The 20,728-nt window shown below is 64.7% G+C and carries 17 protein-coding genes; 4 read left to right on the forward strand and 13 right to left on the reverse strand.

All coding sequences use genetic code 11. From position 1 onward, the window contains the following. Positions 1–5: 5 nt before the first annotated feature. The 7 genes from BMY06_RS07600 to BMY06_RS07630 form a co-directional block, all read right to left on the reverse strand. Positions 6–1,163, reverse strand: a complete 1,158-nt coding sequence (locus tag BMY06_RS07600) for a glycosyltransferase (protein WP_074982423.1) — start codon at positions 1,161–1,163, stop codon at positions 6–8. A gap of 128 nt (positions 1,164–1,291) precedes the next feature. Beyond that, positions 1,292–2,218, reverse strand: coding sequence for a glycosyltransferase family 2 protein (locus BMY06_RS07605; RefSeq protein ID WP_065065476.1), 927 nt, complete (start codon positions 2,216–2,218; stop codon positions 1,292–1,294). A 17-nt stretch (positions 2,219–2,235) separates the two neighbouring features. Next, positions 2,236–4,464 carry a polysaccharide biosynthesis tyrosine autokinase gene (locus BMY06_RS07610; RefSeq protein ID WP_065065378.1) on the reverse strand — a complete coding sequence of 743 codons (2,229 nt, stop codon included), beginning with the start codon at positions 4,462–4,464 and terminating at the stop codon, positions 2,236–2,238. Positions 4,465–4,516: 52 nt separating this feature from the next. Next, positions 4,517–5,689, reverse strand: coding sequence for a polysaccharide biosynthesis/export family protein (locus BMY06_RS07615; RefSeq protein WP_065065379.1), 1,173 nt, complete (start codon positions 5,687–5,689; stop codon positions 4,517–4,519). Then, the gene (locus BMY06_RS07620; protein WP_065065380.1) at positions 5,686–6,135 is read right to left on the reverse strand and encodes an arsenate reductase/protein-tyrosine-phosphatase family protein; all 450 of its coding nucleotides are present in this window, start codon (positions 6,133–6,135) and stop codon (positions 5,686–5,688) included. The genes BMY06_RS07615 and BMY06_RS07620 overlap by 4 nt, the downstream gene beginning before the upstream one ends. A gap of 42 nt (positions 6,136–6,177) precedes the next feature. Then, positions 6,178–7,596, reverse strand: coding sequence for a UDP-glucose dehydrogenase family protein (locus BMY06_RS07625; RefSeq protein ID WP_074982425.1), 1,419 nt, complete (start codon positions 7,594–7,596; stop codon positions 6,178–6,180). A 77-nt stretch (positions 7,597–7,673) separates the two neighbouring features. Further along, the gene (locus BMY06_RS07630) at positions 7,674–9,053 is read right to left on the reverse strand and encodes an undecaprenyl-phosphate glucose phosphotransferase (RefSeq protein WP_065065477.1); all 1,380 of its coding nucleotides are present in this window, start codon (positions 9,051–9,053) and stop codon (positions 7,674–7,676) included. Between the two features lie 504 nt (positions 9,054–9,557). Between BMY06_RS07630 and BMY06_RS07635 the strand changes: the two genes are divergently transcribed. Then, complete coding sequence (locus BMY06_RS07635) at positions 9,558–11,078, forward strand: mannose-1-phosphate guanylyltransferase/mannose-6-phosphate isomerase (RefSeq protein WP_065065382.1); 1,521 nt, start codon at positions 9,558–9,560, stop codon at positions 11,076–11,078. A 417-nt stretch (positions 11,079–11,495) separates the two neighbouring features. Here the strand turns inward: BMY06_RS07635 and BMY06_RS07640 are convergent, their stop codons facing one another. Further along, complete coding sequence (locus BMY06_RS07640) at positions 11,496–12,734, reverse strand: transposase (protein WP_074982426.1); 1,239 nt, start codon at positions 12,732–12,734, stop codon at positions 11,496–11,498. 739 nt (positions 12,735–13,473) lie between these two features. Between BMY06_RS07640 and BMY06_RS07645 the strand changes: the two genes are divergently transcribed. Both BMY06_RS07645 and BMY06_RS07650 read left to right on the forward strand, forming a co-directional pair. Continuing rightward, on the forward strand, positions 13,474–13,971 hold the full coding sequence (locus BMY06_RS07645) for a DUF2501 domain-containing protein (protein ID WP_074982428.1): 498 nt from the start codon (positions 13,474–13,476) through the stop codon (positions 13,969–13,971). A gap of 202 nt (positions 13,972–14,173) precedes the next feature. Further along, the gene (locus BMY06_RS07650) at positions 14,174–14,647 is read left to right on the forward strand and encodes a hypothetical protein (protein WP_110326852.1); all 474 of its coding nucleotides are present in this window, start codon (positions 14,174–14,176) and stop codon (positions 14,645–14,647) included. 92 nt (positions 14,648–14,739) lie between these two features. Here BMY06_RS07650 and BMY06_RS07655 read toward each other — a convergent pair whose 3' ends face one another. Continuing rightward, positions 14,740–15,363 (reverse strand): DUF4337 domain-containing protein, encoded by a 624-nt coding sequence (locus tag BMY06_RS07655; protein WP_074982430.1) that lies wholly within the window; start codon positions 15,361–15,363, stop codon positions 14,740–14,742. 332 nt (positions 15,364–15,695) lie between these two features. On the opposite strand from BMY06_RS07655, the gene BMY06_RS07660 reads away from it, so the two are divergent. Beyond that, entirely contained in the window at positions 15,696–16,868 is a 1,173-nt protein-coding gene (locus tag BMY06_RS07660; protein WP_074982431.1) for a helix-turn-helix transcriptional regulator, read from the forward strand. A 119-nt stretch (positions 16,869–16,987) separates the two neighbouring features. On the opposite strand, the gene BMY06_RS07665 is transcribed toward BMY06_RS07660, so the two are convergent. The 4 genes from BMY06_RS07665 to livH are packed head-to-tail and all read right to left on the reverse strand — an operon-like array spanning position 16,988 to position 20,670. Beyond that, a complete protein-coding gene (locus tag BMY06_RS07665; RefSeq protein WP_065065387.1) occupies positions 16,988–17,689 on the reverse strand; it encodes an ABC transporter ATP-binding protein in 702 nt (233 codons plus the stop codon). Then, entirely contained in the window at positions 17,689–18,459 is a 771-nt protein-coding gene (gene livG, locus BMY06_RS07670) for a high-affinity branched-chain amino acid ABC transporter ATP-binding protein LivG (RefSeq protein ID WP_065065388.1), read from the reverse strand. Before livG ends, BMY06_RS07665 begins: the two co-directional genes overlap by 1 nt. Beyond that, entirely contained in the window at positions 18,456–19,736 is a 1,281-nt protein-coding gene (locus tag BMY06_RS07675) for a high-affinity branched-chain amino acid ABC transporter permease LivM (protein WP_074982433.1), read from the reverse strand. Before BMY06_RS07675 ends, livG begins: the two co-directional genes overlap by 4 nt. A gap of 7 nt (positions 19,737–19,743) precedes the next feature. Continuing rightward, the gene (gene livH / locus BMY06_RS07680) at positions 19,744–20,670 is read right to left on the reverse strand and encodes a high-affinity branched-chain amino acid ABC transporter permease LivH (RefSeq protein WP_074982435.1); all 927 of its coding nucleotides are present in this window, start codon (positions 20,668–20,670) and stop codon (positions 19,744–19,746) included. Positions 20,671–20,728: the final 58 nt, after the last annotated feature.

The following is a 20,728-nucleotide window of genomic DNA, read 5'->3' on the forward strand; positions in this document are numbered from 1 at the left end:
CATGCTTACATCCCGCGCGGCATCTGGCCGGCCGCATGAGCACTGCTCACCCCATCCGCGCGGCTCGCCGGCGCAACGCGCGGATCGCGCTCGCGCAGCATGTCGCGCGTGAGTTGCGCATGTTGACGGGCGAAGTTCTCGGTCGTCAGGTCGCGCGTCTGCAATTGCTCGCAGGCCTCGCGCGCCTGCGCCAGCGTGCGGGCCGGATCGTCCACGAGCGCGTTCACGGCGTCGCGCAACTGCTGCGTGTTGAAGGGCTCGACGTAATACGCGGCCTTCTCGTCGAAATAATCTTCGAGTGCGCCCACTTTTGTCACGATCATTGGCTTGCCGAGCGCGGCGGCTTCGAGCATCACCGTGATGCCCGAGGCGTGCGTGTTCGGACGCAGCGGCACGACGATGATATCGGCCCACTCATAGAGCGCGTGCTGCTGCTGAAGGCCCGAGACGCGCACGACTTCGACGTTCGGCGCGCGCACTTCGGCGGGAATGCGGCGGCGCGTGGCGATACGCACATGGTAGCGCGCGTCGTTGCCGAGCGCGGCGGCGAGCGTGGTCCAGTCGCGGTCGCGATCGTTGCCGATGCCCGCGATACGCACGGGCGTATTCGGCTTCCAGTGCGACGGCGGACGCAGCGGAAAGTCCTGCGTATTGAGGCCGTACAGCACATGGCGCGCGTCGCGGCCGAAGAAGTCGCCGCACAGCGCGGCGTTCTCGCTCGCGAGCGTGGTCAGCAGATCGGCACGCTTGAGCAGACGCTGGTACGCGGCGCGACGCAGCGCGCCGTAACCGGGCCAGCGGTCGAGCAGCCAGACGCTTTGCGCGAGCAGCAGCGGACGCGCGCCGCCCTTCTTCGCATGCATCAGCAGCACGGCGGCCACGGCCAGATGCTCCTGCTCGGTATGCGTCCAGATCACGTCCGCGTCGAGAATCGCGCGGCGATTGCGCCACGCGTGAATCAGATCGAAGCCGAGCGCCGCTTTCAGCGCGCGGCGCGCGAAACGCACCGGCGTGCCTTCGCGCGCGTCTTCGGCGTAATTGAGAGCGAATTCCGCGGATTCCGCGTGATGGTAGCCGTACAGGCAACCGATATTCTCGCCCTTTCGGTAACGGCGCGGATCGGCGCCGTAAAACAGGTGCACGTGGACTTGGGTACCGCTCATTCGAGGTCCTCCGTAAATTCGATTGCAGGCGCGCGGGCGAATCGGCGCTTCGATGCCGATGCATGTCTGCCGCGCGCCGCGTAGCGCGTTCCGTCTGCGCGTTTAGCGTTCGGTGCGTGTCGTGTCGTTCAGACCGGCGCGCGACGCGCCTCGCGCGCGCCGCCGCGCACGGCGCGCCAGCGCGCGAACGCGACGCCGGGCGAGCCCGCGCGCAACGCGCTCAGGCCCGTATGCAGCAGCCCAGGATAGACACGCGTGCCGACCAGCGTCCACCACCACCACGCCGTCTCGCGATGCAGCGGCGGCAGATGGCTGCGCAAAATCAGATGGAAATTGAACGCGGCATTGCGGATCGACGCGAGCGTCTGCGCATTGCGCGGATCCTCGCCCGGACGCGGCGCCGGATAATGGTCGACAGCCACGCGCGGGTCGTAGACGAGCTTCCAGCCCGCGCGCTTCACGCCCATGCTGAACGCCATGTCGTTGTGCGTCTGCGCGCCCGTGCCGCGCAGACGGCGGTCGAAACGCAGTCCGCCGATCGCCGCGCGCCGGTAGCTCATGTTCGCGCCCTTGAGCAGATCGACTTCGCGCGCCTCGCCCACGCCCAGATGATGATTGCCGACGATGCGGCCCGAGCGTTGCACGCGGCCCACCAGCGGGCGCTCGCCGTCGAGCACGCGGCCTTCTTCGTGAACCCAGTCGCGGCCGCCGAGCGCGCCGAGCTTCGCATCGGCCTCGAAATGCGCGGCGATGCGCGCGACCCAGTCGGCGTGCGGCGCGGCGTCGTCGTCGGTGATCGCGATCACGTCGCCCGTGGCCGCTTCGAGACCGCGATTGAGCGCGGCCACCTGGCCCGGTTCCTCGACGCTCGCCACGTCGACGTTGAGCACGCGCGGCGTCACATGTTCGGCGAGGCACGCGTGCGTCGCGGCATCGTCGGCGCGCGCCACCACCACGATCTGATCGGGCGCGCGTTCCTGGCGCAACAACGCCGAGAGGCAGCGCGAGAGATCTTCAGGACGCCTGTACGTCGGTACGAGCACGGTCACTTTCATCGCGTGTTCCCCTTTCATCAGGCGCTCAGATATTCCTGCACGGCGCTGTAGCCATAGCCGTAGCTGCCGCGCGCGCGCGCCGGCACGCCGTTGAAGACGCCGCCCGTCACATGCACGCCCGCGGTGCGCAGACGCTTGAGCGTATCGGCGATCTCGCCTTCGGTATGCATGCCCGAACGCAGCACGAGGAAGGTCGACCCCGCGTGACCGCTGATGATCGCGGCATCGGTCACGGCCAGCACCGGCGGCGTATCGACGAGCAGAATGTCGTAGCGCTTCGCGAGGCCGTCGAGATACTGGCCCAGACGCGGCGACATCAGCAGCTCGGACGGATTCGGCGGACGGCGGCCGCACGAGATGAAGTGCAGGTTGTCCACTTCGGTCGCGCGAATCGCTTCGTCGAGCGAGATCTGACCCGAGAGCAGTTCGGAGAAACCGTTGTCCTGCGGGCCGCCGAGATAGCGCTCAAGCGCGCCGCGGCGCATGTCACCGTCGATCATCAGCACGCGCTTGCCCGAATGCGCGAGCAGCACAGCAAGGTTGGCGGTCATGAAGCTCTTGCCGACGCCCGGCACCGAACCCGTGAGCACGACCACGCGATTGCGCGCGTCCATCACGCTGAACTGCAGCGAGGTGCGCAGCGAACGCAGGCTTTCGACCGTGAGATCCTTCGGCGCGGCGCTCGCGAGCACTTCGCGCAGACGCGTGCCGCCGCGCACCGGCGCGCGCTTTTCGAGCGCCGTCTGTTCGGCCGAGAGCGGCACGAGACCGTAGACGGGAAGCTGGAACGTGCGTTCGATCACGTCCGGATCGACGATGCCCTTGAACATGTTCCGGCGCATCAGCACGAAGCCGGTGCCGAGGATCAGGCCGAGCATCGCGGCCGCCGAAACGATCAGCAGCTTCTTGGGCTTCGACGGCTTGCCCGGACGCATCGCCGGATCGACGATATGCACGTTGCCGCCCGTGCCCACGCGCTGCACCGAGAGTTCCTGAATGCGGTTCAGCAGCAGCACGTAGATGTCTTCCGCCACCTTGGCGTCGCGCTGGAGCTGCACGGCCTTCACTTCGGTCGCGGGCAGATCGCGGAACTTGGTGTCGTACTTGGCGCGCTCGCCCTGCAGTTGCGCGAGCTGCTGGCGCGCCGCGATCAGCACCGGATGCTGGTCGCCGAAACGCTGTTGCAGCGAAGCGATCTGCAATTGCAGCGCGGAAATCTGCTGCTCGTACTGCACGCTGCCATCGAGATAGATCTTCGCTTCGTCGCTGGCGTTGATCGAACCCGACTTGCTTTGATACGCGGTCAGCGCGGCTTCGGCGTTTTCCAGATCGGACTTCAGGCGCGGCTGCTCGCTGCGCAGGAAGTCGAGCATCTTGCTCGCGTCGGCCTGCTTGGTGGCCACGTGCTCGCGCAGATACGACTGCGCAACCGCGTTCGCCACGGCGGCGGCGTGCTCCGGATCGTTGTCTTCGAGCGAGATGTCGATCACGCCCGTCTGCTTACCCTGCTCCTGCACCTTGATGGCGTTCTGGAAGGCCGTGACGGCGTCCAGATCGTTCATGCGCACGACCGTGAAGCGCGTGCCGGGACGCGCCTTCAGCGCGCTCACGAGCATCGTCACGCCGCCGCCCTGCACCTGCTGGCCGACCGTGCCTTCGACGAGACGGCCGCCGTCGGGACCGGAAATCACGAAGCGGTTGTCGTCGAGCGCCGTCAACGTGAGCTTCTTGCCTTCGAGTTCGGGCGCGACGTCGATCGAATCGACAGTCGCCACTTCGCCGCCCCATGCGTAGCTCGTCAGACCGAACCACGGACGCGCGGGGTTGCCCGGCGTCGCGAGACGCGCGGCGAGACTGCCGATCACCGGCAGCGTGACCGGCGAGACCGAGTAGTTCAGCTTGAACTGCTGCACCACCGGCTCGAGCACGCTGCGGCTCTGGATCATCTGGATTTCAGCGTCCGTCGGCAGCGAGCCCTGCTGGCCGTTGGTGATGTTGGCGCCCGACTGCGTTTGCGTGAGCGCCTGCGACGTGTAATCGGCCTGCTCCACGCGCACTTGCGTGTCCGCGGTGTAGACCGGTTTGGCCACGTAGCAGTAGAACACGGCGCAGCCGACCACCACGGCCGCGATCGCGATGAGCCAGCCGATGTCGTCGATGATGACGCGCAGCAACTGGCCGAGGACGACGTCCTCTTCCTCTGTGCGGGCCGCCGGGGCCGCCTGACTGTTGGCTTGAATGCTCACGTTTTCGATCCCGTTTTAAATCGTGTTGCGTGGGAGGAAAGACCTCACGCCCTTAGCGCGTGATCTGCTTCAGGTAGAAGACCGTCTGGACCGTTGGCAGGACCTGCTGCAGCAAGCGGTTGAAGGTCGTCGAGGCCGCCGTACCGACGTACACGACATCCATCGGCTTGAGCTGGAATTGCGACGACAGCATGATCGCGTCCGGCTTCGTCATGTCGAGACGATAGATCTCGGGCTGCGTCGGGTTGTCCTTCATGCCGCGCATCACGAAGATCTGGCGCGGATTCGCGTCGGTGTCGAGAATGCCGCCGGCGGACGTGAGCGCGTCGGCGATCGTCAGCTTGCCGCGAATCATGCCGGTCTGGATCGGCGTCTTCACTTCGCCCATCACGAATATGCGGCTGTCCGAACGGTCCGGCACGTTGATGATGTCACCGTCCTGGAGCATCACGTTCTGCGTCGCGTCGCCCGAATCGAGCATGCGGTTCGCGTCGAGCACATAGAGCTTGCCGTTGCGCGTGAGGCGCACGCGGTTGATGTCGGCGTTGTCGGTGGTGCCGCCCGAGCGCGTGATCGCGTCGACGAGCGACAGCGGCACGTCGCTCATGGCGAGCGGGCCCGGCGTCTTCACGTCGCCGGTCACCTGGATTTTCTGGCTGCGGTAGGCGAGCACGCGCACGTCCACCTGCGGATTCTTGATATACGGACCGAGACCCGACGCGAGGCGATCGCGCAACTGGCCCGGCGTCTTGCCCGCCGCCATCACGCGGCCGACGAACGGGAAGTAGATCGTGCCGTCCTTCGCCACGGTCTGACCGTACGGATCGGACTCGCCGGACAGCGCGTTGGTGTACGGCTGCGTGAGCGTCTGCCCCACGGTCTGCGTGGTGTTGCCGCCCTGCGAGAACGTCGAGCCTTGCGGCGTCGAGATTTCCGGGTGGTCGTAGACCGTCACGCCGAGAATGTCCTGCGGCGCGATGTGATACGTGTAATCGGCGGCATTGGCGTACTTCGCGGGCGGCAGATCGACCTGCACGCCCGCGGCGGCCTGGGCCTGCTGCAGGACGAGCTGCGAGGTGATCAGATGCACGTCGTACTGCTGTTGCGGCTGATTGTTCGGCTGCTCTTTCAGGCTCGACGTGTCGAGATAATTGCCCGGTGCGGTCGCGCACGCGGAAACGAAGGCGCTCAACGCCAGCACGGTCATCAGATTGAGTTTCTTCATTGGCATATTCGGCTTAGCCACCCCTTAACCAGACGATCCATCAATTCGAGACTCTCGCGATACGCGGCTTCGTCGAGGCCGTGCGGATCGGAAACGTCCGAGTTCTCCCAATTGCCCAGCGCGAACACCTTCCCGCGCGCGGTCGGCTCGATGCGCTCCACGGCCGCCACCTGGCGGCGCTCCGTGACGAGCACGAGATCGGCGGCGCGCACGAGCTGGCTCGTGAGGCGGCGCGAGCGGTGTTCGCCCACATCCACGCCGCGCTCCGCGAGCAGTCGCTGCATCACCGGATCCATGTCCTCGCCGTCGAGCGCCCGCAGGCCAGCCGAGTGAAACGCGCCTGCATGCGCTTTCGCGTGCTCGCGAAGGCCCGCGCGAAACAGCTGCTCCGCCGCCGGTGAGCGGCAGACGTTCGCGTGGCAGACGATCAATACGTCGTTGAACATGGCCGTATGGCTCCTTGTTGCTGCTTGTGCGCGTGCCGGCGATCAGGCCGTGACACGCGTCTGCGTGACGGCTTCGGCACGCGCGCGGCTTGCCTGCGTGGCACTCGCGCGACCCACCGCGTGATACTCGAAACCGAGTTCCTGCAGCGCGGGCGGGTCGTACAGATTGCGGCCGTCGAACACGATCGGCGTTTTCAGCTGCGACTTCAGCGTTTCGAAATCGGGCGCCTTGAAGACCTTCCATTCGGTCGCGACCACCAGCGCGTCCGCGCCGTTGGCGGCTTCCATCGCATCCTGCGCATAGCTCAGGCGTTCGAGCTGCTCGGGCGTCTTCGCGAAGTCGAGTTCGATCACGCGCTGCGCTTCCTTGATCGCGACCGGGTCGTACGCGACCACGCGCGCGCCGCGCGCGAGCAATTCGGCGATCAGCGTGCGGCTCGGCGCTTCGCGCATGTCGTCGGTGTTCGGCTTGAAAGCGAGGCCCCAGAGACCGAACGTGCGGCCCGTGAGATCGGAGCCGAAGCGCGTGACGATCTTCTGCGCGAGCACCTGTTTCTGCCCTTCGTTGACGTTCTCGACCGCGCGCAGGATCTGCAGCGGCTCGCCGAAATCTTCAGCGGTGCGCATCAGCGCCTTGACGTCCTTCGGGAAGCACGAGCCGCCGTAACCGCAGCCCGCGTACAGGAAGTCGTAACCGATACGCGGATCGGAACCGATGCCGCGACGCACCGCTTCGATGTCCGCGCCCACGCGATCGGCGAGATTCGCCAGTTCGTTCATGAACGAGATGCGCGTGGCGAGCATGGCGTTGGCCGCGTACTTCGTGAACTCCGCCGAATGCACGTCCATGTAGAGCGTGCGTTCGTGATTGCGGTTGAACGGCGCGTACAGGCGCTTCATGAGTTCGCGCGCGCGTTCGCCGGGCACGTCTTCGTCGCAGCCCAGCACGATGCGGTCGGGGCGCGCGAAGTCTTCCACGGCCGCGCCTTCCTTCAGGAACTCGGGGTTCGAGACCACCGAGAACATGTGGTTTTCGCCACGCTTGCGCAGCTCGGACGCGATCGCGTCGCGCACCAGCGCCGCGGTGCCGACCGGCACCGTCGACTTGTCGACGATCACCTTGAAGCCCGTCATCGAGCGGCCGATGTTGCGCGCCGCCTGCAGCACATATTGCAGATCCGCAGAGCCGTCTTCGTCGGGCGGCGTGCCGACGGCGATGAACTGCACGTCGCCGTGCGCGACAGCCGCTTCGACATCGGTCGAAAACGTCAGACGGCGCGCGCGACGATTGCGCTCGATGATTTCCTGAAGGCCCGGCTCGTGAATCGGCACGACGCCCTGATTGAGCAGGTCGATCTTGCGCTGGTCCACGTCGAGACAGAACACGTCGTTGCCGATGTCGGCGAGACACGCGCCCGTCACGAGACCCACATAACCGCTGCCAATGATCGTCAGATTCATGCCCACCTCAAATGTAATTGCCTGTTGGTGTTCGCGAGAGCCGCGGCGTCATGAGCACGCCGCGCGCCCGCCGCGCGTCAATATGCGTTCTGTCCTGCGAAGCCTTTCCACATGGTCATGGCGACGATGCGCAGATCGAGCGCGAAGCTCCAGTGCTGCATGTAATGCAGGTCGAAGCGCACGCGGTCGCGCATTTTTTCCACGCGGTCGGTTTCGCCGCGATAGCCGTTGACCTGCGCCCAGCCCGTGATGCCCGGCTTGATGCGATAGCGCGCCATGTAGCCGCGCACGAGGTCCTTGTAGATGTCGTCGTGCGCGAGTGCGTGCGGACGCGGACCGACCACCGACATCTCGCCCTTGAGCACGTTGATGAATTGCGGCAGTTCGTCGAGGCTCGTGCGACGCAGGAAGGCGCCCACGCGCGTCACGCGCGGATCGCCGCGGCGCGCCTGCGTGACCTGGCCCGCGACTTCCGCATGCACCTTCATCGAGCGGAACTTGTAGATCTCGAACTCGTTGCCGTCGAGCCCCTTGCGGCGCTGCTTGAAGAACACCGGACCGCGCGAAGTCAGCTTCACCGCGAGGCCGACCACCGCGAACAGCGGCGCGAGCGCGATCAGCACGCAGCCCGCGAACAGGAAGTCGAACACGCGCTTGGGCATCACGCGCAGATCCGTGACCGGCGAGGCCGCGAGATTGATCGCCGGCACGCCGAGCAGATCGACCACCGGCTGGCTGAAGAACGAGAGACTGCGCACGTCCGGAATGAAGCGGATGTTCACGAAGTCGTTGCGCAAGGCCATCGTGATGCGATGAATCGTGCGCTCCTTGGTGATGGGCAGCGCGAGCCACATTTCGCGCACGTCGTGTTCGCGTACGAACTCGATCACCGACTGCAGGTCGCGCGCGACCGGCACGCCGTCGAGGAACGCTTCGCCGTCCGCGTCGCTGTCCTCATCGAACACCAGCGCCGGATGAAAGCCCGCCTCGGGACGGCTCTTCATCTGCTCGACGAGAAAGCGCGCATACCGCGGGCTGCCCACCACGGCCACCGCCTTGTGGTTGTAGCCTTCGCGGCGCAGACCGCGCAGCACCATATGCACGAGCGCCTTCGAGACGATCAGGAACGCCACCGACGCGACCACCCAGTATGCGAGCCAGATGCGCGAGAGCGAATCGGCACGGTGGACGCTGAAGCTCAGCAGAATGCCCGTGCACTCCACCGCGACCCACGCGGCGCACACACGCGCGAACAGCACGTAGAGCGACTTGCCGCGCCACGACTGGTAGATGCCGAAGGCGGGGAACATCCAGATCGCCAGCACGCAGTTGAACGCCAGCGCCACGCTCTCCGGGTCAGACAGCGGCGCAAGCCTTCCGTGGTGCAAGGCAGCCGCCAGCAGCGCGCCTGCGGCGATGGCGGCAACGTCGATGATTCTCGCTAGAACGCTCAGCATGTCCGGCACCTCGGGTTGAAAAAAATAAACGACAGCCACGCGTTCTGCGCCATAGCGCACTGCGGGCTGCACGACGGGAATCAGGGAATTTCACGCCAGATTACCCCGGCGTCGATGAAACGGATCCGAATAAACCCTAATAAAGCGCGATAAAAATTCCGCGCGCAAGGTACAAAAGTATCTCCAAATGTTTCGTTGCTAACGATAGGATTTTTGGCGCATTTTTTCGGCAACGATTGCCGGATAGCCACGCCGGACGGGCCGTTGAGGGGTCGAATTCGCGGCAAAATTTGCCGCTCCGCGCGTCTTTTGCGTCGATTTATTTTTCTGTGCAACGCGCATATCGCCTCTTTTTATTCGAATTTTTGTGCGCAGCGATTTATGACGAATAGCCGACTTTTAATTTAATCCGAATATTTTTAATTTTCTTCTTTACGGCGTGATTTCTGTTGATTTTAAGCATGCTACAAATCGCAGAACCGAAACCCCTTTCAGGAGATCGAGATGACGGATACGGGTTCCGCAACGGCAACGGTGCGAGCGGATCAACCGCAGAATGCGGTACGCAGTGCGCTGCAAGTCTGCCCCGTGGTGCTTGCGGGCGGCTCGGGTTCGCGGTTGTGGCCGCTGTCGCGCGAGCAGTACCCGAAGCAGATGATCAACCTCGTCGGCGAACAGTCGCTGCTCGCGAATACCGCGAGCCGCCTCGATGCGCTCGCTGAGCGCGTCACGCTCGCCGACAAGTTGATGATCGTGTGCAACGAGGAGCATCGCTTCACGACCGCCGAGCAGGTGCGCGCGGCCGGCAAGGAAGCGAAGCTGATTCTCGAACCGCTCGCGCGCGACACCGCGCCGGCGCTCACCATCGCGGCGCTGTCCGTGGTGGCCGAGCAGCAGGACGGCATTCTCGTCGTGATGCCCGCCGACCATGCGCTAGCCGACCTCGATGCGTTCCAGGCCGCGGTCGCCGACGGCGTGCGCCACGCGGCCAGCGGCCAGATCGTGACGATGGGCATCGTGCCCACGCGCCCCGAAACGGGCTACGGCTACATTCACGTGGGCGAGCCGGTCGCGAACGGCGAAGAGCAAGGCGCGCGACGCCTGAACGGCTTCGTCGAAAAGCCCTATTTCGAACTGGCGCAGCAGTACGTCTCGTCGCAACGCTATTGGTGGAACAGCGGCATCTTCATCGTGCGCGCGAGCACGTGGCTCAAGGCCATTCGCCACTTCCACCCCGCGATTCACGAAGCGTGCACGGCGGCCGTCGAGCACGGCAAGTCCGATGGCGACTTCTTCCGCGTGGACCGCGAAGCCTTCGAGCGTTCGCCGGCGAATTCGATCGACTACGCGGTGATGGAGCCGCTCTCGGGCGATCCGAGCGTGGCGAGCGGCGTGGTCGTGCCGCTCACGGCGGGCTGGACCGATCTCGGTTCGTGGGACACCGTCTGGCAAGTCTCCGACAAGGACGACGCGGGCAACGTGGCGCAAGGCGAAGTGATGTTCGAAGGCGCCAACGACACGTTCGCGCATTCGGACGGCCGCCTGATCGCGTGTCTGGGCACCGAGAATCTGGTGGTGATCGAAACCGCCGACGCTGTGCTCGTGGCCGACCGTTCGCGCGCGCAGGACGTGAAGAAGATCGTCCAGCGCCTGAAGACGCAACGCCGCAGCGAAGCCGTGGCGCACCGCCTCGTGCATCGTCCGTGGGGTCATTACGACAGCGTCGACAGCGGCGAACGCTTCCAGGTGAAGCGCATCGTCGTCGAGCCGGGCGCGCGTCTGTCACTGCAGATGCACCATCATCGCGCCGAACATTGGGTCGTCGTGCGCGGCACGGCGCTCGTCACGCGCGGCGAGGAACGCTTCATCGTTTCGGAGAACGAATCGGCGTACATTCCGCTCGGCGTATCGCATCGACTTGAGAATCCGGGCAAGATGCCGCTCGAAATCATCGAGGTGCAGTCGGGCTCCTACCTCGGCGAAGACGACATCGTGCGTCTCGAAGACGTGTACGGACGCCAGTGATGCTCATGCATGGCCGGTGCTGCTGAAGCACCGGCCATGCGGCATGCGGTCAGGATAGCGACAGCAGCAACAGAAGTGACAGAAGCAACAGCGGCAGCAACGAGGACGGGGCGTCGGCAACAACCGAACGCCCTGCCATGGCGGAGACACGACGAAACGCTGTAGCAGCCCAACGAACGGAATCACGAACGGTCGTGCTGCTACGGCGTTTTGCCAAAGACGGTGATGCGAGACATGTACGCAACGCAGTGTGCTACGACACGCGCGACGCATTCCATTGCGGCGTCGATGACTGAGTTGATAGCAGCGTCGATTGCAGCGGCGATTACAGCAATGAAGCCAGGCGAACGCGCGGATCGCTCCGCGGTGGCGGCTGGCGCGCGGTCGAACGCGCGCCGGCGCCTGTCTGACACGGTACTAGCCCAGATGCGTGCGGTAACGCGAGACGTGCACGCGGCGCTCGGCGCTGGAATCGCAGGGATCGACGCTCGCACGCAAGGGCGTGCTCGCGGTGAAACGCTGCATGGGCGCCAGCCGCACACTGCCGGCCGCGCTGCGCGTGATCACGCCATTCGTGCTTCGCGTCGTGCTCAGCGCCGTGGTTTGCGCGCCCGCTTCGCTAGCCGCTTCCGATGCGACGCTGCTGCCCGGTTCAGCCGCGGACGTGGCCGCCTCCGGTTCGATTTCGCCTTCGCGCTCGACCCATTGACGGGCCCAGTCGAATGCGAAATTGCGCGCGCTATCGGCGTCTTCGAACGGCGGCCCGATCAACCCCGAACGTTCGAGACGCTTGCCATCCTTGAGGATTTCCACGGCCGCGCGGTACATATTGTTGCGCGACGTTTCCACGCTCAGGTGCATGGCGTAGCCGTCCCATTCCACGATCTGCGTGGCTTCGACGATGGCGTTGGTCCAGAGCGGACCGGCGTCGACGTCGAGACCCTCTTCGAAGCGGGCTTCGACGGGCATGGCGGCCTGGTTAGCTGTCCGAACGGCGCTCTGCGCGAGCGGCATGCTCACGCGCGTGGCCGTGGCGCTCGAGTCTGCCTGGGGCGGCACGAGGCCCGCGCCAGGCACGCGCGGACGCGTTGGCGCAGGCTGCGCCGCACGCGCCTGCTGGCTGCGTGTTGTGGCGTGCGTCTGCGCACTCGTGATCGCTTCGTCCAGACGCGCGAGCTGGCGCGTCATGCACTCGATCGGATTGGCCAGCGGCGTCTCGGCGATCGAAGCCGGCGCCTGCCAGGCCTCGGGGCTCTTCCAGTAGACGGCCGGCAGGCCGTCGTCCTCGACAGCTTCCTCGACCGCAACGGCCACGGCCTGAACGGCCTGGGCCTCCTGCACGACCGGCTGGGCCGGCACGGGCTCGGGCACATAGACGAAGTTACGCCCGCGCTGCGCAAGCAGTGCGACCAGTTCGCCCAGCGTGCCGGTCACGTGCCATTCCTCGAAACGGCGGCGGCATGTCGGTCCGGACGGATAACGCGCGGGCAGCCGCGACCAGGACTCACCTGTCGTGAGAATCCACAGTACGGCGTTGGCGACCACACGCGGCTCGGCGCGGGGGCGGCCGCGCCGGTTGAGCCGAATAGGCGGTTCATCGGATACGAGCGAGGACACCAACATCCACTCGTCGTCGCTCAGTTCATCGAAATTCATGCTTTTCTCCACGCAGCCGGACCGGGGCTGCAGTGACTGAGACGTCGCTCGCGAATCTTTGCTGTTCGCGTTGACGTGCTCGGTTGCACCATATGTTTATATGTCATGTCCGTTTGCGTCACCGACTGCACGAAGGCAGTGCGCGTGTTCACGGTATTGACGCAAAGAACGTGGTCTCACTCGTGCAAGGGAGAATTTGTGCAGGAAGCATACCACCTGAAACCAGCCGATGAGGAGGCCCGTAATAAGTGTTACGGTTAGAAACAAAGTATCGCTTTGTGCGGCAAATTGCAGCCTTACCGCTCGCTAAAAACGCCCTGTTTTTCTGCCATCGCACGCAATTTAGCGCCTCATCCGCGCATCGCGTGGCAGCCCCGTCGACCGGATTCTTTCACGACTCGCTTCGTGTGCCAATGCATTAATTCGAATTGAATCGAATTCAATGAATTCGAATTAAATCGAATCGAATTGCATCATCACCCGCTTTTCTCTTTTCGATGTTGTGCTCGCAACAAATGACATGGCGATGAAACCGCCGCGCTTGATGGGTTGCACCTGCGCACATCATGCCGCACAGATTGAAACACGGCACCCATCACCCTGATGCGAACGCGGTGACATGCATCCGGATGCAATCCGGAAGCAATTCGACGCGCCGGAATCATGCGGCCACGCTCGAAAAGCCGCGAAACGAATCCGTCTATAGTACGAAGGCCACGAACATCATGGAGAACTGGGTATGCAAACATCAGCACCGCGCAACGCCGGCTCGCACCGGCCGCTTCGACTGCATCGACTGCTGATACCCGCCGGCGTGGCCGTCGCCGCGCTGCTCGCGCCGTGGAGCGCCGCCCAGGCGCAGCTCGGCAATCTGCTCAACCAGGGCGGCAACAGCGGTTCGACTTCGGGCGCGCTCGGCAACCTCGGCGGCCTCGGCAGTTCCCTCTCGGGATCGTCGGTCACCTCGGGCAGTCTCGGCAACGTCACGGGTGTGCTGCAATACTGCATCAAGAACAATTACCTGAATGCCGACGCCGCGAGCAACGTCAAAGACTCGCTGCTCAGCAAACTGCCCGGCGGCGCATCCACCAGCGATAGCGGCTATCAGCAGGGCAGCAACGGCATTCTCACGACAGGCAGCGGTCAGAAGCTCGACCTGTCCGGCGGCGGCCTCAAGGACGCCGCCACGAAGCAGGTTTGCGACAAGATCCTGAGTCAGGCCAAGTCGATGCTCTGATCGACGCTCGTACGCCGGACGGCCGCGCTCATGTGCACGCACGAACGCGGCCGCCTGCGCCGCAGGACCTTCTTTGCAAGAATGTGCGGCGCGGCGCAGAAGTGCGCAATTAGTATGCCGCGACGGTTTGAAACGCTTGAACACCGGCCCGGTTTGGGTGTCGAATGAGTTGTACGGTTTTCAAGCGTCCTGAGCTCATGCCATGAATCCGCGCCTCGCCCGCCTCGCCCCTTTGCTGTCGTGGTTCGCCTTCGTCTGCGCCTTGTGCGCGGGGCTGGCCGCACTGCTGGTTCCGCTTTCCGTCAAAGCGCAGCCGCAGGACGAGCATTTCGACTGCAAGTCGAATCCCCACGCATTTATTGCATCGCTGATTGAAGAAAAGTCGATCGAAGCGCAGCCCAGCCGCGTGGAAGCCAATTCGGTGAATGCGTTCCGACCCGTGCACGGCAGCCGTTTGAGCGCGTTCGGCTTTCCGGTTTATGTCGTGATCGGTTATGCGCAGGACGATGATTTATTCCGCCGCGGCGCCGGAAAGGAAATCCCTGCGCCGCTCTATGGCGTCGTAGTGTCGGCGCCGGCGGAATCGGTACGCACGCGACTACGCGAAGCCGATAGCGACGCCACCGTGCATTCGGTCGTGCCGCTACTGCTCACTGCCATCGTGTGCGGCGGTTGAATAACAATCTTTCTTGCGTGAAAGGAATGCACGCGAAACGGCCGGGCCAAACCGCGCGGCTCGCGCGCGTTTTGGCATTGAGCTCAATTCAATCAGCCTGAAAAGAACGCCAGCGCGCCGAGCACCACGCCCACCGCGCCCACGCCGAGCGAGCCGCGCAGCAGCCATTTGCTGCGCGTGAGCAGCGTAATCGCCGTCAACGCGATGGAAATCTGAATCAGCGTGGTGGCCTGCGCCCAGCGATGATGGCCGTGCAGGAGTTTTTCGCTGCGCACATCGTCTTCTTCGACCTGCTTTTCCAGCGCTTCGGCTTTCGCGCGAATCGGTTCCTTTTGCTGACGATAACGATCCGCGTCAGCGGCGAAACGACGCTGCGCATCGCCCGCATTCGGCGCGAGCGCGGACAGCGACGCGCCGAGTTCAGCGAGATTCTGCTTTTCGCCCTTCGCCTGGTAATACGCCCATTGATTCGCCGCTTCGGTTTTGTGAATCGCCGCTTCGTTCTTGTAATAGAGCGCGAGGTTTTCGCTGTTGCCGCTCTGATACGCGAGAATCGCGCCGATCGAGGCGAGAATTGCGGTCATGACCGCCATGCGGCTCGGGAACGGATCGCGGCCGCCGTCGCCGTGGCTTTCGTGGCCGCCGTGCCCATGACCGGCGGCCGCATGCTCGACCGCGTGATCGTGCGGTCCATGCACTTCATACTCTTCAGACATCCAACGACTCTCCGGTGTGACTGGCTGCATGTTTTTCTGACGCGCTTGCGCGCGCCGGAGGCTCAATTATCGTGAGCGCGCGGCCGTTGTCCAGTATTCGAAATGCATGTCGATACAAGAAAGAGAAACGCATCATTTCGAAAGCTATTCGCAAGATCAATCGTCTATCAATAGACGATGCGTTTAGCATGCTGCGGCGCATTCATTATGTACGCCGTTTGCTAACGAAGCTGGCGCGTTGCGTTGAGGCATTTTTTTCCGCGCCGCCACATCCTTATCACGCTCTGGATTGCGTTGGGCGCAGCGGCCTCGCCGCGCGCCCGGAGCACGCCATGCCGGCAGACGACGCCGCCGATTCGCTCGGCAGCCTGATCGACGCGATCTACGACGCGGGGCTCGACGCGCGCCGCTGGCCGGCCCTGCTTGCGCGCCTCGCCCGGCGTATCGGCGCGACGTACGTGAACCTGAGCGTGCTCGCACCGGACGAGGCGCTGCCGCTCGCCGACTGGAACGGTATCGAAAGCGGCTTTGCCCGCCGTTACGCGCAGCATTACGGCGCGCTCGATCCGCTCGTGCCGCAGGTGCGCCGCTGGCCGGCGGGCACGCTCGTGACGGACACGATGATCCGTCCGCAAACCGCGCATGCCAGCAGCGAATTCGTGCAGGACTGGGTACGCCCGCAGCGCATTCACACGGTCGCGTTCGCCAGCGTGATGCGCGAGGACGGCGTGACGGCCGTGCTCGGCGCGCTGCGTCATACGCCGCGTTTCTACGCCGACGATGAACTCGACGTACTGCGCGCGCTGCTGCCGCATCTGCGCAACGCCGTCCGCGTGCAACGTCGCGTGACGCAGAGCCTGCAGAGCACGTCACACCCGCCAGCCGATCCGCTCGCGGCGCTCGACGCCTTCGATGCGCTCGACAGCCTTGCCCAATGCGTGCTGATCGCCGACCGCGACGCGCACGTGGTATTCGCCAACCGTGCGGCGAGCGCGCTGCTCGCGCAGGCGCGCGGCCTGCGCGAAGAACGCCAGGGGCTATGCGCGCCGACGCTCGATGCCACGCAGCGCTTGCGCGCGATGATCGCGCGCGCGTCGTCCAGCGAGTCGGGCACACGCGCGGGCGGCGCGATGCTGATTGAACGCGCGGCGCACGACGCGCCGCTGCAGGTGCTGGTCGCGCCGCTGGGTACGCATCGCGTCATCGAGGGCGCCACGGCCGTCTCGCGGCGCGGCACGGCCATGCTGGTGATAACCGATCCGCAGGCCGCGCGGCGCGGCGTGGAGCAGCGTCTGATCGCCCTGTTCGGACTCACGCCCGCCGAGGCGCGCGTGGCAGGCGAAGTCGGCAAAGGTCATGAGCCGCGTGACATCGCCGCGACCTTGCAGATCATGCCGTCGACCGTGCGCACGCATCTGCATCACGTCTTTGCGAAAACGGCCACGCGCCGTCAGGGCGATCTCATGCGTCTGCTCGAACAGATCGCGCTGACGCGCGGCGATTGAATAGCGCGATCGACCCTAAAAAAAGCGGCGTAAAAATGAAACCGGCCCGCGCAATCGCCGCTCGAAAGCAGCACATTGCGCGGGCCGTGATACGGCGAAATCGACTCGAATCCGCGTGATCAACCGCCCAGATAAGCGCGCTTGATATCGTCGTTGGCGAGCAGGTTGTCGGCGCTGTCCGCCAGCACGACGCGGCCCGTTTCGAGCACGTAGCCGCGATCGGCCACATGCAGCGCCTTGTTCGCGTTCTGCTCGACGAGGAACACCGTCACGCCTTCCTCGCGAATCGCGCGGATGATGTCGAAGATCTGCGCGATCACGAGCGGCGCGAGGCCGAGCGTGGGTTCGTCGAGCAGCAGCAGACGCGGCTTGCTCATCAGCGCGCGGCCGATCGCGAGCATCTGCTGCTCGCCGCCCGACATCGTGCCCGCACGCTGCTTCGCACGCTGATTCAGGCGCGGAAACAGCTTGAAGACGTGCTCGATGCCCGCTTCGATCTCGTGCTGCGAGGCGAAAAAACCGCCCATTTGCAGGTTTTCGAGCACCGTGAGGCTCGGAAACACGCGACGGCCTTCCGGCGAAATCGCCATGCCCTTGCGCATGATTTCATGCGTGGGCAGACGCGTGATGTCCTCGCCTTCGAACGTCACGCGGCCCGACGAGGCGCGCGGCGTGCCGCACACGGTCATCATCAGCGTGGTCTTGCCGGCGCCGTTGCTGCCGATCAGCGTGACGATCTCGCCCTTGTTCACTTCGATCGACACGCCCGCCAGCGCTTCCACCGCGCCATAGTGGGTATGGACCTGTTCCAGCTTCAGCATCAGTCCTCTCCGAGATACGCCTTGATCACGCGCGGGTCGTTGCGCACTTCATCGGGTTTGCCGATCATGATCGGTTTGCCGTGCTCCATCACCAGAATGCGATCCGACACGCCCATCACGAGGCTCATGTCGTGTTCGATCAGGAGTACGGAGATTCCGAACTCATTGCGCAAGCCGTCGACCATCTGCTGCAGCTCGATCTTTTCCTGCGGATTGAGACCGGCAGCCGGTTCATCGAGCATCAGCAGACGCGGATCGGTAATCATGCAGCGCGCGATTTCGAGGCGTCGCTGATGACCGTACGAGAGCGTGCCCGCTTCGCGATTGGCCACGTTTTTCAGGCCCACGCGATCGAGCCAGTACGCGGCGCGTTCGAGCGCGGCGCGTTCGGCGCGACGATAGCCGGGCGTGGCGAACAGGCCGCTCAGCATGTTGCGGTTGACCTTCAGGTGCTGCGCGACCATCAGGTTTTCGAGCACCGTCAACTGCTTGAAGAGGCGAATGTTCTGGAACGTGCGCACGAGGCCGCGGCGCGCCACCATGTGGCTCGGCTGGCCCGTGATCGCATGGCCGTCGAGCACGATGTCGCCCGCGGTGGGCTTGTAGAAGCCGCCCACGCAGTTGAACACCGTGGTCTTGCCCGCGCCGTTCGGCCCGATGATGGCGAACACTTCGTTCGGACGCACATCGAAGTCGATGCCGTCGACGGCCAGCAGACCGCCGAAGCGCATCTGCAAGCCCGCTACTTTCAACAGGTTTTGTGCGCTCATTGCGGCAACTCCACATGCGGACGGCTGGCAGGCAACAGACCCTGCGGACGCCACATCATCATCAGCACCATCACCAGACCGAAAATCAGCATGCGATATTCGGCGAAGCCGCGCGCCACTTCCGGCAGCGCCGTCAGCAGGATCGCCGCGAGCACCACGCCGAGCTGCGAGCCCATTCCGCCCAGCACGACCACGGCGAGAATCAGCGCCGACTCGATGAAGGTGAACGACTCGGGTGTGACGAGGCCCTGGCGCGCCGCGAAGAACGCGCCCGCGAGACCCGCGAACGACGCACCCAGCGTGAACGCCGAGAGCTTGATGCGCGTGGGATTCAGACCGAGCGAGCGGCACGCGATTTCATCTTCGCGCAGCGCTTCCCAGGCGCGGCCCATCGGCATGCGCAGCAGGCGGCTCGTGACGAACAGCGTGAACGCGACCAGCACCAGCGCGAGCAGGTACAGGAAGATCACCATGTGCTCGCCGCTGTACTCGATACCGATCAGATCGTTGAAGGTCTTCGCGCCATCGACGCTCGCGTGGCGCGCGAGTTCGAAACCGAACACGGTGGGCTTCGGAATCCCCGAGATGCCGTCCGGGCCGCCCGTGATGCTCGTGAGGTTATTGAGCAGCAGGCGGATGATTTCGCCGAAACCGAGCGTGACGATCGCGAGATAGTCGCCGCGCAGACGCAGCACCGGAAAGCCCAGCACGAAACCGAACGTGGCCGAGGCCAGCGCCGCGAGCGGCAGGCATTCCCAGAACGTGAAGCCGAAGTACTGGTTGAGCAGCGCGTACGTATAGCCGCCCACCGCGTAAAAGCCCACGTAACCGAGGTCGAGCAGACCCGCGAAACCCACCACGATATTCAGGCCGAGGCCGAGGATCACGTAGATGAGCGCGAGCGTCGCGACGTCGATCGAGCCGCGCGAGCCCATGAACGGGAACAGCGCGCCGAACGCGAGCAGCACCCAGATCGCCACGCGCTGCTGACGCGCGCCGAGCGCGGGCGCCGAGGGCAGCTTCAGGCCGCTCGTCGCGCGCTGGAACAGCGGCTTGACGAGCTGGAACACGAACACCACGGCGGCGGCGATCCACACCGGACGCCAGTGTTGCTGCAGCACGACCTGATAGCCGTCGAGCGTCAGTTGCAGGCCGAGAATCGGCGCGGTCAGGATGATGGTCGCGACGGCGGCGGCGAACGCGCCCTTCACCGTCTGCGCCGACGACTGGCCGTGCGCGCGAGTGTCGGCCGCGCGAACCGGAACAGATTGGCTCATATCGACCTCACACTTTTTCGACGTCCGGCTTGCCGAGCAAACCGGTGGGACGGAACAGCAGCACGAGCACGAGCAGGCCGAAAGCCACCACGTCCTTGTACTCCGACGGCATGTAGCCCGCCGCGAAGGTTTCCGCGAGACCGAGCAGCACGCCGCCGAGCATCGCGCCCGGAATGCTGCCGATACCGCCGAGCACCGCCGCCGTGAACGCCTTGATGCCCGCGATGAACCCGATATACGGATTGAGCTTGCCGATCGTCAGACCGATCAGCACGCCGCCCACCGCCGCGAGCATCGCGCCGAGCACGAACGTGAACGAGATCACGCGGTTCGTGTCGATGCCGAGCAGGTTGGCCATCTTCATGTCTTCCGCGCAGGCGCGGCACGCGCGACCCATGCGCGAACGCGAGATGAACAGCGTGAGCGCGATCATCAGCACGAGCGTCACGCCGACGATCAGCATGCGCGCGTACGGGATCGTCACTTCGAAGTTGCCGCCCATGTTGAAATCGAGCGCGCCGGAAATGAGTTCCGGCACCGACACGTCGCGCGCGCCCTGCCCGATCTGCACGTAGTTCTGCAGGAAGATCGACATGCCGATCGCGGAGATCAGCGGCACGAGACGCGGCCCGCCGCGCAACGGCCGATACGCCACGCGCTCGACCGCGAAACCGTAGAGCCCGGTGACCAGCACCGAGACGATGAGCGCCGCGCCCAGCACGAACGGCAGCGGATAACCCGCCGAGGTGCCGATGGCCGTGAGCGTGACGAGGCCCACATAGGCGCCGATCATGTAGATCTCGCCGTGAGCGAAGTTGATCATGCCGATGATGCCGTAGACCATCGTGTAGCCGATGGCGATCAGCGCATAGATCGCACCCAGCGTGAGCCCGTTGACGAGCTGCTGGGTGAACTGAGGAAGAAAATCATTCATGCGTAAGCCCCGCGGCCATGAAGCCGATGAGAGACCTTGGAGAAACTCTTGAAACCGT

This window comes from Paraburkholderia tropica, from assembly GCF_900109265.1.
Lineage (GTDB): Bacteria > Pseudomonadota > Gammaproteobacteria > Burkholderiales > Burkholderiaceae > Paraburkholderia > Paraburkholderia tropica.

Bases quoted from the DNA above. Each gene is read 5' to 3' on its own strand.
- BMY06_RS07625 (WP_074982425.1), bottom strand. From the start codon at position 7,596: ATGAATCTGACGATCATTGGCAGCGGTTATGTGGGTCTCGTGACGGGC.
- BMY06_RS07620 (WP_065065380.1), bottom strand. From the start codon at position 6,135: ATGTTCAACGACGTATTGATCGTCTGCCACGCGAACGTCTGCCGCTCA.
- BMY06_RS07630 (WP_065065477.1), bottom strand. From the start codon at position 9,053: ATGCTGAGCGTTCTAGCGAGAATCATCGACGTTGCCGCCATCGCCGCA.
- BMY06_RS07665 (WP_065065387.1), bottom strand. From the start codon at position 17,689: ATGCTGAAGCTGGAACAGGTCCATACCCACTATGGCGCGGTGGAAGCG.
- BMY06_RS07615 (WP_065065379.1), bottom strand. From the start codon at position 5,689: ATGAAGAAACTCAATCTGATGACCGTGCTGGCGTTGAGCGCCTTCGTT.
- BMY06_RS07645 (WP_074982428.1), top strand. From the start codon at position 13,474: ATGCAAACATCAGCACCGCGCAACGCCGGCTCGCACCGGCCGCTTCGA.
- BMY06_RS07650 (WP_110326852.1), top strand. From the start codon at position 14,174: ATGAATCCGCGCCTCGCCCGCCTCGCCCCTTTGCTGTCGTGGTTCGCC.
- BMY06_RS07660 (WP_074982431.1), top strand. From the start codon at position 15,696: ATGCCGGCAGACGACGCCGCCGATTCGCTCGGCAGCCTGATCGACGCG.
- BMY06_RS07675 (WP_074982433.1), bottom strand. From the start codon at position 19,736: ATGAGCCAATCTGTTCCGGTTCGCGCGGCCGACACTCGCGCGCACGGC.
- livH (WP_074982435.1), bottom strand. From the start codon at position 20,670: ATGAATGATTTTCTTCCTCAGTTCACCCAGCAGCTCGTCAACGGGCTC.
- BMY06_RS07635 (WP_065065382.1), top strand. From the start codon at position 9,558: ATGACGGATACGGGTTCCGCAACGGCAACGGTGCGAGCGGATCAACCG.
- livG (WP_065065388.1), bottom strand. From the start codon at position 18,459: ATGAGCGCACAAAACCTGTTGAAAGTAGCGGGCTTGCAGATGCGCTTC.
- BMY06_RS07640 (WP_074982426.1), bottom strand. From the start codon at position 12,734: ATGAATTTCGATGAACTGAGCGACGACGAGTGGATGTTGGTGTCCTCG.
- BMY06_RS07605 (WP_065065476.1), bottom strand. From the start codon at position 2,218: ATGAAAGTGACCGTGCTCGTACCGACGTACAGGCGTCCTGAAGATCTC.
- BMY06_RS07655 (WP_074982430.1), bottom strand. From the start codon at position 15,363: ATGTCTGAAGAGTATGAAGTGCATGGACCGCACGATCACGCGGTCGAG.
- BMY06_RS07600 (WP_074982423.1), bottom strand. From the start codon at position 1,163: ATGAGCGGTACCCAAGTCCACGTGCACCTGTTTTACGGCGCCGATCCG.